Annotated in this window: 16 protein-coding genes; 5 read left to right on the plus strand and 11 right to left on the minus strand. The window is 65.4% G+C overall.

Going from position 1 to position 14,151, the window contains the following annotated elements; genetic code table 11:
- The 4 genes from RKP46_RS14090 to RKP46_RS14105 form a co-directional block, all read right to left on the minus strand.
- Window positions 1-772: molybdopterin-dependent oxidoreductase (locus RKP46_RS14090; RefSeq protein ID WP_311107218.1), on the minus strand; the 772-nt coding region annotated here is incomplete at its 3' end.
- Window positions 769-1,614 carry a hypothetical protein gene (locus tag RKP46_RS14095; RefSeq protein ID WP_311107219.1) on the minus strand — a complete coding sequence of 282 codons (846 nt, stop codon included), beginning with the start codon at window positions 1,612-1,614 and terminating at the stop codon, window positions 769-771. The genes RKP46_RS14095 and RKP46_RS14090, both read right to left, overlap by 4 nt.
- A gap of 4 nt (window positions 1,615-1,618) precedes the next feature.
- The gene (locus RKP46_RS14100; protein WP_311107220.1) at window positions 1,619-1,978 is read right to left on the minus strand and encodes a hypothetical protein; all 360 of its coding nucleotides are present in this window, start codon (window positions 1,976-1,978) and stop codon (window positions 1,619-1,621) included.
- A gap of 93 nt (window positions 1,979-2,071) precedes the next feature.
- Window positions 2,072-2,566: a hypothetical protein gene (locus RKP46_RS14105; RefSeq protein ID WP_311107221.1), complete on the minus strand. Its 495-nt coding sequence runs from the start codon at window positions 2,564-2,566 to the stop codon at window positions 2,072-2,074.
- 652 nt (window positions 2,567-3,218) lie between these two features.
- Here RKP46_RS14105 and RKP46_RS14110 point away from each other — a divergent pair.
- The 5 genes from RKP46_RS14110 to RKP46_RS14130 all read left to right on the plus strand — a co-directional run bounded on the left by RKP46_RS14110 (window position 3,219) and on the right by RKP46_RS14130 (window position 9,847).
- Window positions 3,219-4,436 (plus strand): PatB family C-S lyase, encoded by a 1,218-nt coding sequence (locus RKP46_RS14110; protein WP_311107222.1) that lies wholly within the window; start codon window positions 3,219-3,221, stop codon window positions 4,434-4,436.
- Window positions 4,437-4,565: 129 nt separating this feature from the next.
- On the plus strand, window positions 4,566-7,067 hold the full coding sequence (locus tag RKP46_RS14115; protein WP_311107223.1) for a hypothetical protein: 2,502 nt from the start codon (window positions 4,566-4,568) through the stop codon (window positions 7,065-7,067).
- A complete protein-coding gene (locus tag RKP46_RS14120; RefSeq protein WP_300328495.1) occupies window positions 7,060-7,350 on the plus strand; it encodes a J domain-containing protein in 291 nt (96 codons plus the stop codon). Before RKP46_RS14115 ends, RKP46_RS14120 begins: the two co-directional genes overlap by 8 nt.
- Entirely contained in the window at window positions 7,347-8,063 is a 717-nt protein-coding gene (locus RKP46_RS14125; RefSeq protein ID WP_311107224.1) for a nucleotide exchange factor GrpE, read from the plus strand. Before RKP46_RS14120 ends, RKP46_RS14125 begins: the two co-directional genes overlap by 4 nt.
- A complete protein-coding gene (locus RKP46_RS14130) occupies window positions 8,063-9,847 on the plus strand; it encodes an Hsp70 family protein (RefSeq protein WP_311107225.1) in 1,785 nt (594 codons plus the stop codon). Before RKP46_RS14125 ends, RKP46_RS14130 begins: the two co-directional genes overlap by 1 nt.
- Before the next feature lie 4 nt (window positions 9,848-9,851).
- Here RKP46_RS14130 and RKP46_RS14135 read toward each other — a convergent pair whose 3' ends face one another.
- The 7 genes from RKP46_RS14135 to RKP46_RS14165 form a co-directional block, all read right to left on the minus strand.
- Window positions 9,852-10,043, minus strand: coding sequence for a hypothetical protein (locus RKP46_RS14135; RefSeq protein ID WP_311107226.1), 192 nt, complete (start codon window positions 10,041-10,043; stop codon window positions 9,852-9,854).
- 54 nt (window positions 10,044-10,097) lie between these two features.
- Entirely contained in the window at window positions 10,098-10,535 is a 438-nt protein-coding gene (locus RKP46_RS14140; RefSeq protein ID WP_311107227.1) for a hypothetical protein, read from the minus strand.
- 11 nt (window positions 10,536-10,546) lie between these two features.
- Entirely contained in the window at window positions 10,547-10,942 is a 396-nt protein-coding gene (locus RKP46_RS14145) for a CBS domain-containing protein (RefSeq protein ID WP_311107228.1), read from the minus strand.
- A gap of 64 nt (window positions 10,943-11,006) precedes the next feature.
- Window positions 11,007-11,354 (minus strand): P-II family nitrogen regulator, encoded by a 348-nt coding sequence (locus RKP46_RS14150; RefSeq protein WP_311099869.1) that lies wholly within the window; start codon window positions 11,352-11,354, stop codon window positions 11,007-11,009.
- Window positions 11,351-12,865 carry a DUF1538 domain-containing protein gene (locus RKP46_RS14155; RefSeq protein ID WP_311107229.1) on the minus strand — a complete coding sequence of 505 codons (1,515 nt, stop codon included), beginning with the start codon at window positions 12,863-12,865 and terminating at the stop codon, window positions 11,351-11,353. Before RKP46_RS14155 ends, RKP46_RS14150 begins: the two co-directional genes overlap by 4 nt.
- A gap of 242 nt (window positions 12,866-13,107) precedes the next feature.
- The gene (locus tag RKP46_RS14160) at window positions 13,108-13,629 is read right to left on the minus strand and encodes a YbaK/EbsC family protein (protein ID WP_311107230.1); all 522 of its coding nucleotides are present in this window, start codon (window positions 13,627-13,629) and stop codon (window positions 13,108-13,110) included.
- Between the two features lie 39 nt (window positions 13,630-13,668).
- Window positions 13,669-14,151 (minus strand): LuxR C-terminal-related transcriptional regulator (locus tag RKP46_RS14165; RefSeq protein ID WP_311107231.1); only part of this gene is annotated, 483 nt, incomplete at its 5' end.

Genomic DNA, 14,151 nt, shown 5'->3' on the forward strand with positions numbered 1-14,151 from the left:
TGTTGCCGCCGTGGAAGGTGTAGGCCGGATTCCAGCCCCACATGATGATCAGCTTGCTGTAGGCAAACGCGTCATCCTCGTTGCCGTCCTGAATCGTGCCGAAGGTCCAGCGCGAACTGGCCGTCGTTCCCTGGTAGCTGGGCACCGACCACGAATTGGTCCGGCAGCCGAACATGCCGAGAAAGCGCGCGAGCAAACCCTCGATCTGGTCCGACTTGTGCAGCACGCCGTACGAGGTTCCGGCATAGGCCTGGTCGAGGATTGCGGTCGGTCCGTACTTGCTCTTCAATTCAACCATCTTGGCCGCGATGTGGTTCAGCGCGTCGTCCCAGGAGACGCGTTTGAACTTGCCTTCGCCGCGCTCGCCGACGCGCATCATCGGGTAGAGGATGCGCTCGGCCGAGTACAGCCGCGAACGGTACGAGCGGCCGCGCAGACAGGCGCGCAACTGCGGTTCGGCGACCGTGTCCTTGCCGAAGGCGCCGCCAATCTGGTAGCGACCGTCGTCGGTCGACAGACGGACGATCACATCGCCCTTTTTGTGGGCAACCAGCATGTGGCGAGAACCACAGTTGTGGTCGCACGAGGTGACTACCGTCGTCAGCTGATCGTCGGTGTAATGCGGCGCATAGGCGAAGGCGTTCGCCGGCTTGCCGTCGAGTGCCATTTCGAGCAGGCCACCGCCAGCCGCCGAGAGCGCGGCGCCGGCCGCCGTCGTCTTCAGGAAACTGCGTCGCGCCGGGTTGAGGATGGCGACCGGGGGGGTTTTCATGGCTTCTGCTCCGTCTTCAGGAAACGCGCTTCCGACTGCTTGGCCCGTCCCTGCGCCCAGTCGGGCGTTTCGGCCGGCATGTCGGGCCAGGGATTGCGCGCGTAGGGGTAAGCGATGCGATACCAGGGGCGGCCGCCGTGGCAGCCGAAGCAGACGTCGCCACCCTTCTTGGCCTCCTTGCCGGCCAGTGCTGCAGCCTCGATCGCCTCCGCTTTCAGATAGTTCACCTTGTGGCGGGTCGTGCGGATGGCGGCGTGACAGCTCAGGCAATCGTTCTCGAACATGTCCTTGGCCTCGTGCCAGGCCGCTGGCAAGCCCATGATCTCCTTGGCCGGCATCTGCCCGTGACACTTCAGGCAGGTGGTCTCCGGATTGACCTGCTTGCGCAGTGTGAAACCGGTATCGCTCTGCGCAGTCGAGGTCGCCGATGCGCCCTGCGCTTCTTCGCGCGGGTCATGTCCCTGGTGGCAGGTGTTGCACTTGAGGTCCATCAACTGCTTGGCCATTGGCGTCACCAGATGCCGCCGATGGAAGGTATCCTGTTCGCCGCTATAGGTGCTGGTCCGCTGGTACCAGGCCAGGCTGTCCGCGGTCTTCACGCCGGCCGGCGAACTGGTGCGCGGTTTGTCCTCGAGCACCTCCTTGTGGCAGGCCAGACACTGGTCGTCACGCGCTGTTTCGATGGCCGGTTTGAAGTGGAGCGGGCTGTAGCTCGCCCGCAGGTGTTGGCCAGCCTTCTCGGTATCCTGGCTGGCCGCCGTGCTCGTCGGCTTGTCCGACTGACTGCACGCGGCGGCCAATGCGACGAGGCCGGCGATGATCCAGTTGCGCAGTTTGTTCATGATCTTACTTCTTCGCAGTGGGCGAGCCGCTGGCGGGGGTGCCGTGCAGTTGCCGCAGATCATAGTAGCCGGGCATGCCGGGCTGATTGAACGGGGTGTACCACGCTCCCTGCTGGTCGAGGAAGCCCAGGCTCTTGGGTATCGGTTCGCTGACCCCGGCCAAGGCGCGCTTGCGCCATTCGGCACCGGGCGAGAATTCGACGATCGCTGGTGCTCCTGCGGGTCGCTGGTAAGGGGCCAGCCCGGCAACCAGGGGCGCCGAGGTGTTGCCTGCCGCCGCCTGTCCGACCGGTACCGCCGCTGGCTGCGCAGCGAGCAGCGATGGTGCAAGCAGCAGCAAGCCTTTCAAGCTACCGAATTTCATGACGTGCCCTTCAGACAAAAACAGGCGCGGGAGATGGGAGAAATGCTCCGCTTCTCCCGCGCCCAACTGCGCACAATCCGTCTAAGCCTAAGCTTACTTCTTGCCTTCCATGCCCGACATTCCGGACATGCCCGACATGCCGCTCATCCCCGACATGCCGCTCATGCCCGACATGCCTTGCTGCTTGGCTTTGGCCTTCTTGGCTTTCTTGGCCTTCTTGCCTTCCATGCCTTCCATTCCGGACATCCCCTTCTGGCCGGACATGCCGCTCATGCCCGACATGCCCGACATGCCCGACATGCCTTTCTGGCCTTCCATGCCGCTCATGCCGCTCATGCCTTTCTGGCCTTCCATACCGCTCATGCCCTTCTGACCGGACATGCCGCTCATGCCGGACATGCCCTTCTGGCCTTCCATACCGCTCATCCCCGACATGCCCTTCTGTCCTTCCATGCCGCTCATGCCCGACATGCCCTTCTGACCTTCCATGCCGCTCATGCCGGACATGCCTTTTTGATCGGCTGCGACGGCCGCGCCGGCGATTCCGATGGAGAGCAGCGAAGCAACGATGATGGACTTGATTTTCATAGCAATGTTACCCTTCGAAGAGTTGGTTTGAGTTTGCCATGCCCCGCTTTCAACGAACCGGGACCGAACACGCCTCCCAGGAGTGAGCGTGCTCAGCAAGACTGATGCAGGTTCCATGCCTGCCCGCTCGGCAGGCGGAAAGCCCCGGATTTATCGACGCATGCGGCGCAAGGGGTAGTGTCGTTGGCGTCCCGGCCTGACAAAACGACAGGCGTTCTTCGGGTCGCGATCGCTAAGTTGCTGTAATCGTGGAGATGGCGCCCATGTCAAAATGGCATGGCCGTGATTGAGCAAGCGCCGCGCCGGCCAAGCCGGATTGACTGCCCGAGCCAGAAAAAAATATACTGCTGCCGGCGCCGCTGAAGTCTTGCCTGTTCGATGGCTGGCGCCGCCAAGTGCGGTGTGCTGGCGAGGACGCCCCCAAGGCGAACGACAAACGATAACGATCAATCTGACAGGCGAGGAGGCGCATGAGCAAGGTCACCGACAGGCGGCGCGCTCGAGGCGCGCGCGCGTTCCCGGCGCCGAGCGACCGCCCGCGGCCGATCTCGTCGCTGGGGCCAGCGCCGTGTCGCTCACCTGCCCAGCGTGCTTCGACGCAGCGGATTTCTGCGCCACTCGCGGCGGATGTGGTGGCGTGCCGGGGCGGGCGATGACGTCCATCCGCCTGGCGCCGATGTCGGGCGAGAGATTCCCCATGGCGGCCGAGCGGCTGGCCTGGGCGGCGAAGAAGTGGGAGAAGTACCGCGGACGCGACATCATTCCGCTCTGGATTGCCGATATGGATTTCCCTTCGGCGCCGGCGATTCGGGGCGCATTGGCCGCGCACGTAGCGCATGGCAACTACGGCTACACCTTGGCGCCGCGCACGCTCGTCGGCGAGCTCGCCGCCTATTATGCGCAGCACTACGCGTGGTCGATCGAGCCCGACTGGATCGTCTGGTTGCCCGGTCTGGTCGTCGGCCTCAACCTTGCCGTCAAGACCTGTTGCCAGCCGGGCGAATCGGTGCTGAGCTTTTCTCCGGTCTATCCGCCGTTCCTCGGAGCGGCGCCGCTGCAAGGCTGCCGGACCTGCGTCGTGCCGCTGGCGCTCGACGAAACGGCTGCGCAGCAAGGGATTCTGCTTTATCGGGTCGATTTCGACCGGCTTGCCGCCGCGCTGCAGCCGGACACTCGGCTGCTCCTCCTCTGTCATCCGCATAACCCGGTCGGCAGCCTGTTCAGTGCCGATGAACTCGCCGGACTGGCCGACTTCTGCCGCGCGAATGATCTGCTGGTCTGCTCGGACGAGGTGCATTGCGACCTCATCCTCGACGGCACGACGGCGCATGTCCCCTTCGCGCGCGTGCTGGCGGCTTCGGCGGCCGACGAGATTGCCCGCAGCATCACGCTGCACGGGCCGGGCAAGGTGTTCAACCTGGCCGGACTCGGCATCGCCTGGGCAATCATTCCGGATCCTGCTCTCCGCCGCCGTTTCCGCAGCGCCAGGCAGCGGCTGGTACCGGAGGCCTGCTGCTTCGGCTATACCGCTTTGCAGGCCGCACTGCGTGACGGCGATCCGTGGCGCCAGGAACTGTTGGCCACGCTGCGCGATCGGCGCGACCAGGTCTCGGCGGCACTCGACGCGATGCACCTGGCGCACACGCATCCGGCTGCCACCTATCTGACCTGGATCGATTGCCGTCGCCTGGCGGCCAGAGTCGGGTCGGTGGCTGCCTGGTTCGAGGAGCACGGTGTCGGACTGTCCGACGGCGACGAGTTTGGCGCGCCCGGTTTCCTTCGCCTGAACTTTGCCACCGATCACGCGCTGCTTGCCGAGGCGCTGCGCCGCATGGCGGCGGCTGTCGCTGCGCTCGACGAGGACGGCTGATGTCTGGTCGGGTGGCGTTTGTGCGCGCCGGTGTGCCGGCAGACCAGCCGCTGCGATGCGCCTGCGCGGCTTTGCTTGCCCGGATGCGCGCCGAGATGGCGTTCTTCATTTTGTCCGCGGAGGATGCCCGTGGTACGACCTAACCGGCGAGCGGCACCACGAGCCGGCTCGACAAGCCCGTCGGACGCCGACCAGCGCTCCGAGCATGCGGCGGCGACGCTCGCCGCCGGCCGCTTTCGTGAAGCCATCGAGCTGTACAAGGCGCTGCTCAAGGTCGAGCGTCGGGCGGAGTGGGTAGACGGGCTGGCGGCGAGCTACGCCGGACGGGCGAATGACCTGGCAGACAAGGGAATGCTGCCGGAAGCGCTGGCTGTCTGGCGCAACCGGGCAAGCCTGTGCGGCAAGCCGCTCGTCGAGGGGCGGTATATCGAATGGCTGGTGCGCTCCGGCGACCATGCCGGAGCCCTGAGCGCGTTCGCCGCACAGGGCGACGAGGCGGCGGGCAGCACGGCGAGCGAGCGCGAGGCCCGCCTGGCCGCCTTCGCGCTCGTCGCTCCGGACGTCGCGCTGGCCATGCTGCCCGCCGATTCCTTGCTGTCGCGCCACCGCACAGCGGCGCTCGCCGCGCTCGCCGCCTGCGGTCGGGGCGATCTGGCCGAGCTCGAGGTCCACCTGCGGGCGATTCCCTACCGCTCGCCGTATCGCGATCTGCGCTTTGTCTTCAAGGCGCTGCTCCTGGTCCAGCGCGATCCCGCGCAGGCCGGCGAACTGCTCGCCCGCGTCGCTCCCGACAGTCCGTTCGAGAAGCTGGCGGCGGTCGCACGCGCAGCGATTCTGCCGGGCAATCGCTGGTTGGTCGCCTTGCTCGACCTGGATGCCGAGGGCCGGCAATTGCTGTTCGCGCTCAAGGGTTGCCCGGAAAACCGGCGCACGCTGATGCTCGAAGTTGCGCAGATCGTGCGTCGCGGAACTTTGCCGAAACCGGGCGAGATTCTCGATCTGCTGCTGCCGAAGTGGCGCGGCGTGCCGGGCGTCGCTTTCTTGTGCCGCCGGCTGCTGCCGCATGCCATGCAGCGCGTGCGCGCCTACGAGGCGGCCTACGGCCGACTGAGCGAGGCCGAGCTCGCCTCCACGCAGGCACTCGCCGACGCCATCGATGGATACCATGGCTCGGCCAGGAAGCACTGGCTGGCAGCGGTTACCGCCTTCACCAAGGAACGACAGCCGCTGCCGGCGGCACTGATTCTGCGCCATCTGTCAACCTGGCGGCTCCACGCGAGCGCCGAAGAACCCTTCGATGCGCAGCGTGCGGCCTGGTTGCAGCATAGTCTCGAACTCGATCCGGATGACCGCGCAACGCATGTGCGTCTGATCCGTCTGCTGCGCCAGAAGAAGGATCTCAAAGACGCGCGCGCCGCGGTCGAGGCGGCCTTGGCGCGCTTTGTCAACGATTCCGAGATCCTGCTCGAAGCGGTGGAAACGGCGCTGGCCGGAAACGCATTCAAGAAGGCGGTGTCGTTGGCGACCCGCCTGCTCGAACTCGACCCGATCAACTCGCAGGTACGGGCGGCGATCGGGCAGGCGCACCTGGCGCACGCGCGCAAGCAGTTCAAGGCGAAGCGGCTTGAGGCGATGAGCAAGGAGATCGACCTCGCCGAAAAGTGGCTGCTTACTCCGGCCGAGCGTGGCCGCGCCAGGCTGCTGCGCGGATTGAGCGACAACACGCCGGAGGCAACGCTGCTCCTGCGTACGGCGGTCAGCGAACTGGGCGGCGAGTTGCCGGCGACGCTGCTCTTGCTGCTGGAGAACGCGAGACTCGGTGGAGAGCCAGCCGCCGCCTTGCGCCGCGCGGCAATCAGCACCGCGCGAACGCCGACAGCGCGCGAAGTGGTCGCTGTACTGCATGTCATCGGGACGACCGGCAAGGCCGACAACCGACATCTGGTGAGCGCCCTGCGTGTGCTGCAGGCGCCACTCAAGCGTGCTGCCCAGGGCGAGTTCACCTCGGCAGAACTGGTCGCCGTTTGTGAGACCTGGCTGCGGCGCGGCGAGAGCGTGCTGCTGCGCGTTTACGCGGAAGCCGGTTTGCGCCACTGGCCGGGAATGCCGGCGCTCGTTTACCTGCGCGCGCGCGCTCTGTATGGCCGGAATGCGTACTTCCATCTGCCGGAAGCCGAGGAACGTGCGCTCGACCGTGCCAGTGAACGCGCGGAAAAGGACGGTGATCAGCGTACCGTGCAGAGGATTCGCGAACTCCTGGCGCCGCCAGTGTCGTACAACGACGCTTTCGACGACGACCCGGGCGAGGAGGGCGACGGCGATGGTCGCGCCGGGGGTCTGCCGTCGATGCCCGAATTGATCCGCATGCTGAAGTCGATGCTCGAGATGGCCGACCCGGCGGACGTCATCAACCTGGCACGCGCCTTCGTTCCCGATGCCGATTTTCGCCGTCTGCAGCGCACGGCCGGGAGCAATGCGCAAAAGTTTGCCCGCTTGCTGATCGATTACCTGTCTCCCGGGGTGGACAATGCCAGCGGCCCGGCTCCGGCGCCACCTCCCACGCATGCGCCGAACGCGGGAAGCCGTCCGCCGGAGGTAGATGACCGCCAGGGACGTTTGTTTGATGATTGATCCTTACCGAGTTCTCGATGTCGATCCCGCCGCCACCGACGATGCGATTCGGGCGGCCTATCTGGCGGCAATTCGTGCCTCGCCGCCCGAGCGCGACCGTGAGCGCTTCGAGCAGGTGCGCAGCGCCTACGAAGCAATCGCCGACAGCCGCCGCCGGGTGGCACACCACCTGTTCGACGGTTCTCCGGCGACGATCGACGACCTCGTGCGTGCGGTCAGTGCCGATTTTGCACCTTCGGCACCGGGTGAACGGAATCTTTTGCGCGTCCTGGGAGCGAAATGAACGCCTGGTCAATAAAAGCTGACGAGGCGCAGCGCGAAGTCCTGGTCGAGGAGTTTCGGAATCGTCTTGCACAGGCGTTGGCGACAACCGAGGACGGTCAGGAGCCGGCGGCGGCGGGCGATCAGTCGGCGGGTGCGTCGCGCGAAGTCGATCTGGCCACGCTGCTGGGCGAGATCGCCATGCTGCGCAACGAACTGCGCCTGCAATCCCGCCAGTTCAAGCAGACGCTCGAAGAGTTGCGTCGCTTCGGTGACGATTTGCGCACGAACAACGAGCGCCTGCAGCGTGACCTCGAACGGGCGCACGAACAGACCTCGCTCGTTGCACAGCAGACCGCGCGGCCGCTGCTGCTTGCCCTGCTCGACCTGCGCGACCGTCTGCAGGCGGGTGTCGACGCTGCCGGACGGATGCCTTCGTCGATCATGACGCGTCTCGTTCCCGGTCCGCAGCGGTTCGCCGCCAGCCTGGCCGAGGGCCAGCGGCTGAGCCTGCAGCGGCTCGACGAATTGCTTGCCGGGCAGCGCGTGCGCGCGATGCGCGTTGAGGGAGAAGCTTTCGATCCGCAACGGATGCGCGTTGTCGGCGTCGAGTCTGGCACGGCGGCGGCCGTCGCCGACGGTACCGTGCTGCGCGAAGTGCGGCGCGGCTTTTATCACGACGACGGCCTGTTGCGTCTCGCCGAAGTCATCGTCAGCAAGAAGGCAAACCCGTAATGAGTGAGTGGATTGTTGGAATCGACCTGGGAACGACCAACTCGGAAGTGGCCGTTGTACGCGCCGGACAAGTCGAGGTCATCCCGGTTGCGACCGGGGTAAGGATCCTGCCGTCAGTCGTCGGCCTCGGCGATGATGGCAGTCTGCTGGTCGGCGAAGCGGCGCGCAATCAGTACGCGTTGCATCCCGAGCGCAGCGTGCGCTCGATCAAACGCCGGATGGGCGAATCGACGACCGTCCAGATGGGTAGCCAGGAATTCGCCCCGCAGGAGATTTCGGCGATGATTCTGCGTCGCCTGCGCGAAATCGCCGAAGCCCACCTTGGCGAAGCGGTCAGCAAGGCGGTGATCACCGTGCCGGCCTACTTTTCCGACGCGCAGCGCCAGGCAACGCGTGAGGCCGGCGAGATCGCCGGGCTGGATGTCGTGCGCATCCTCAATGAACCCACCGCGGCCGCGCTGGCCTATGAAAGCTCGCGGCGTGGCGCGCGCAAGGCCATCGTCTATGACCTGGGGGGTGGCACCTTCGACGTTTCGGTCGTCAACCTCGAAGGTGACGTCGTCGAGGTGCTCGCCAGCCACGGCAACAACCACCTGGGCGGCGACGATTTTGATCAGAAACTGGTCGAGCACGCCATCGAGCATCTTGCCCAGACGCAGCAGCTCGACGTACGCCAGCAGCCCCTCGTCCTGGCACGCCTGCAGCGCGCCGCGGAAGCAGCGAAAATTGCCTTGTCCGCGCAACCCTTCGCAACGCTCAGCGAAGAATATCTGTGCGAGAAGGACGGTCTGCCGGTGCATTTGTCGCTGGAAATCTCGCGTCGCGCTTACGAGGAGATGATCGCAGACTACATTGGCGAAACGATCGAGGCGGTGCACATCGCCTTGCGCGACGCTGGCCTGGCAGTCGCCGACATCAGCGAGGTTCTGCTCGTTGGCGGGGCAACGCGTACGCCGTTCGTCCAGCGGCGGCTGGAAGAGGAACTTCGCCTGCAGCCGCGCGCCGAGCTTGATCCGGATCTTTGCGTGGCGATGGGCGCCGCCATCCAGGCGGCGGTGATCAGTGGCGCCCAGGCGCCAAGCGTGCTCGTCGACGTGACGCCCTACACCTTTGGTACGAGCGCGCTCGACGAGTACGAAGGCGAAATGTACCCGTACTGCTACGTGCCCTTGATCCGCAAGAACACGCCGATTCCGGTTTCGCGCAGTGAAGTCTTCCACACGGTCCACGACGGTCAGACGAAAGTCGAGGTCAACGTTTACCAGGGCGAGGACCCGGACGCCCTGAACAATATCTCGATCGGTCGATTTCTCGTCGAAGGCCTGCGCGACGCGCCGGCCGGCAATCCGGTGGTCACCACCTTCTCGCTCGACCTGAACGGCATCCTGCACGTCAGCGCGCGCGAGAAGGAAACCGGTTTGCAGCATTCGATCACCATCGACCGCGCGATCAGCCGTTTCACCAGCGACAAGCTGGACGCAGCGCGCGAGCGCATTGCCGCGATCTTTGCCGATCAGGAAGACGACGCGGCGCCGGCAGCTTCCACCGCATTGCCGGTCGAAGCGGCAAGCGGCGATGCGGATGAAACGGCGCGCCGACTGCGCGTGGAAGCGCGCGCGCTGATCGAAAAGGGCGAGCGCCTGCTCGCCACGGCGAGCAGCGAAGACGCCGATGATCTGGTGAATGGCATCGAGTCCGTCAAGGAAGCGATCACCGGCAGCAGTAGCGAGCTGAAAGCGGCAATCGATGTGTTTGCCGATCTGCTCTATTACCTCGATGCCTGAGGGACTAGAGCGCTGTCCAGCGTGCCGGGCGCATCTCGCCGGGAGCGCCGTCTGCCGGCGTTGCGGTTGCGATTTCTCGCTCGTGCGGCTGGCCGAGGAACAGGCCGAGCGGTGTTTGACGCAGGCGCTGTGCGCTTACGCCGGCGGTGACCTGGCCGGCGCACGTGCGCAAGTCGGCGCGTCCCTGGCCAGCCATCGTCTTCCGCTGGCGCAGGCGCTGGCCGTCGTCATCGACGCCGAGCGCCGCGGCTCACTGGCTGACGATCACTGGGAGCGGCGCCATCTCCTTGTAGAGTAGCGCCAGCGGCGCTTTGCGCGAAGCGGTGATGATCCGCGTTCCCGGCGGGTAGATCAGATGGTAGGTCAGGAACAGATGGAGTTCGTCGTCGCCGAGCAAGAGCGTGCGCAGCGCGGCGTAGCCGGGGTGGGCGAGGACGCCGGCTTCGGTGAACTCGTGGCGGTTCAGCCTGACCGCGTGCGTGGCGAACTCCAGGTGCGGCTCGCTCGTGCCGAGCAGTTCGTGTTGCAGGATACGGCGGACTTCGGGCAGAACGACCAGACCGACAGCGTCTTCACTGACCAGCCACTCGACCGCACGCCCTTCACCGCCAGGGTCTGGCGTGTGATCACCGAAGGCCTGGCACCAGCGCGGAAAGTAGGCCGAATAGCGATGAACGTTCTTCTGCATGGGCGACTTTTCTAGGTGTCGCGCAGCGCGCGATCGATCAGGCTGCCGACCACGTCGGTATCCGACACGAAGCCCTGCAGCTCGTTGTTGTCGATGACCAGCACACCCTTGACCGCGTACTGGATCATCAGCCGTGCCAGGTAGCGGATTTCGAGGTGCTGCGAGACCTGCAGAGCGGGTTTCTGAGCGATGTCGTAAACGTTCAGCAGGTCGATATCGCCGTCTTCGGCAATGACCGATCGGGCGACATCGCGGTAGGCGATCAGGCCGTAGGCGTCACCCGCGTGACGCTTCTCGACGACCAGCGATCTGACACCGTGTTCCTTCATCACGGCCAGGGCTTCGCGCACGGTAGCGAGCGGGCTGATCGTGATCACGTCCTTCTTCATAATTCCGGCAACCAACATGGCAAGACTCCTTCTGCTCGATCATCGTGTCTTTGACCTGGCCGTGCGGGCGCACCGGCGCCGCCTACAAATCGTCCGCCACCTCGCGCTGGAAGGCCTGAATCTGCGCCAGGCCAATGCCGACCACGCTATCCAGTGGCAACGAAAAGGCGAGCCCGCCGCCGGGCAGGTCCATTTTCAGTTCGCTCTTGACGGTGCGCAGAATGCGCATGGCAAGCTGCTTTTCGACCACGCACAGAAGCAACGATTCCTTGCGCTCCAGGCCGAGGCCGAGGAAGGTCTTGCGATCATTATGGCGCAGGCCCTTGCCCTTCAGGATGGTAATCCCGGTGGCCCCGGCACGCTTGACGATGTCGACCGCCCGGTTTTCGTCATCCTCGGGGACGATCAGGAGCACGGCAGAGAACTTCATCGGTTTTTCTCCTCCACTCGGGTTCGCGCGCGCGCCCACCAGGTGGCCAGCATGCCGTAGGACATGACGATCAGCATCGGCAGCAGCGAGGCGAAGGCGATCAGACCGAAACCGTCGATCATCGGGTCTCGGCCAGGGGTTTTTTCAGCCAGGCCGACGCCCAGTGCGGTGACCAGCGGAACGGTCACCGTCGAAGTGGTAACGCCGCCACAGTCGTAGGCGATTGGCACGATGAAGCGCGGCGCTACCCGGGTCAGTGCGATGACCAGCAAATAGCCGGGAATCAGCCAGTAAGCGATATTCGTCCCGTCAACGATGCGCGCGCATCCGATGACGATGCCGATTCCGACGCCGATCGAAACCAGCGAACGCAGCCACAAACCACGCAACTGCCCGAGGCTGACTTCATCTGCCTTGATCGACAGTGCGATCAGCGCCGGTTCGGCCATCGTCGTCGCGAAACCGATCAGGAAACCATAGAGGTAGAGCACCCAGAGCGCCACGCCATCGCGCAGCAGGCCGCCGGTCATCTCGTCGCCGAGCGGGAAAAGCCCCACCTGCAGGCCTTCGTCGAACATGAACAGGCCCAGCGCGACGAGCGTCATGCCGACCGCCAGACCCTTCGGATCGGCCAGCGGCCGGCGCAGGATGATGAAGCTCGAGAAGAGCACGACGGCGATGATCGGCAGCAGATTGCGCACCATGATCAGAAAATCGACCAGCAGGGCGGCCGCGGGGTACTGGTGCTGGTCATCGCTCGGCATCAGGACGACGGCCGTTCCGCTCGCCGCCGGCACGAAAAAGAAGATGCCGTAGATCTGGATGATGATCATCGGTGCGAGCGCGCCAAAGGCGATCAGCCCGAAGCCGTCGAGCAGCGGATTGCGCCCGCGGATCGTCGTTGCCAGGCCGACGCCGAGGGCGGTGAGCAGCGGCGCGGTGACCGTCGAGGCAACGACGCCGCCGGAGTCGAAAGCCAGCCCGACGAGTTGCGGCGGTGCGACGGCGGTCAGTCCGACGACGATCAGGTAGCCGGGGACCAGATAGCTGCCGATCGAGTGCCCGAGAACGATGCGCCAGACGCCGACAACCACTGCCAGGCCGACACCGAGCGCGGCGACCATGCGCAGCGTCAGCGCGCGCATGCTGCCGCCGGAAACGGCTTCGGCCTTGTAGGCGACCGCCATCAGCGCCGGTTCGGCGGCGACCGAAGCAAAGCTGATGCAGAAAGCAAAGAGCATCAGCCAGAAGAACGAGCCACGGCGTGCGAAGTCGAAGGCCATCGTTTCGCCGGCCGGAAAGATTGCCGCTTCGAGCCCCTTGACGAAGAGCGCCAGGCCGAGCAGCACGACAGCAAAGCCGCCGACCAGCGCCAGCGGGCTGTCCGGCATGCGCTGGATGAAGAAAACCTGGAAGATGACGACGACGACCAGCGTTGGTGCCAAGTCACGCGCGGCTTCGCGCAGCAATTCGCGAGCGATGCGCAGGACGGAATGCACCGGCCAGGTCATGCGCTAGTTCAGGAGGCGAAATGCCCGGCGGGCGCCGCAGCGTCGCCGGCGCGTGGCGGGAAAGCGGCGAGGCGTCATTCGCTGTAGAGAGACCTGATTGGTGAGAGACGATTCGCGCATGGGCTCGCATCTTGCGGCAAGTCGTTCGGCAACGCAAGTCGCAACGCGATGCGCTGTACCGTCGACGGCGGGAACGCCTCACCGCCGCAAGTGAACCGGCGGGGTGTGCAGCAGCCCGCTGCTCAGCCCCCGGCGATCGACGCGGCGGCGATCGGCGGGTGCGCTGCCACCTCGGCGGTGCGCCCGCCGGTCATCGCCAGCAGTTCCTGCGGCGTCAACTTGAAAACGGCGTGCGGATGACCGGCGGCGGCCCATACGGCGGCAAAACGGAACAGATCCAGATCGATCAGAATCGTCGTCTTCGTCAGGTGACCGATCGGGCAGACGCCGCCGATGGCATAACCCGTATGCGCCCGCACGAAAGCGGCGTCGGCCTTGCCGAGCGCGCCGACAAGCGCGGCCACCTTGTTTTCGTCGACGCGGTTGGCGCCGCTGGTGATCACCAGCACTGCCGAGTCGTCATCAAGGCAGCGAAAAACGATCGACTTGGCGATTTCGGCAACGCTGCAGCCGAGTGCAGCCGCCGCTTCGGCGGAAGTTCTGCCGCTGGCCGGCAGAATGACCACCGGGTGCGCGTGCTGGCGGTTGCGTAGCAGGTCGGCAACTCGCTGGGCGCTGGCGGGAAGTTCTGATTGTCGGTTCATGGGCAGATTCTCCTGTCTTGCTGGGCAAAGCCGGCGCTCTCAGGCGCGCCGCTCGGATGGAATGAACAGGCCGAACAACTGGGCGAGCGACGCGACACCCAGTTTTTCCCGGATGTGCGCCCGGTGGAACTCGACCGTCTTGACGCTGATGCACAACTGCGCCGAAATCTCGCGCGTTGGCAAGCCGGCGAGAACGCACTCGAGCACCTCGCGTTCGCGCCCGGACAAGCTCGCCAGCCGCTCGGCGAGATCAGCCGGCGCTCCGGCGTGCGTCCGGCTTGTCTGCCGTCGTTCGGCATCCGCGCGCAAGGCGTGCGCGACGGCGAGAACCAGCCGTTCGTCGTCGTGCGGCTTTTCGATGAAGTCGAGCGCTCCTTTCTTCAGCGCGTGCACGGCGATCGACACGTCGCCGTGTCCGGTCAGAAAGACGATCGGCAGATGAATCCGCCGCTTGTGCAGTTCGTCCTGCAGCTCGAGTCCGCTCATTCCCGGCATGCGGATGTCGAGAACCAGGCAGCCGGG

The organism is Accumulibacter sp., from assembly GCF_031732815.1.
GTDB lineage: Bacteria > Pseudomonadota > Gammaproteobacteria > Burkholderiales > Rhodocyclaceae > Accumulibacter.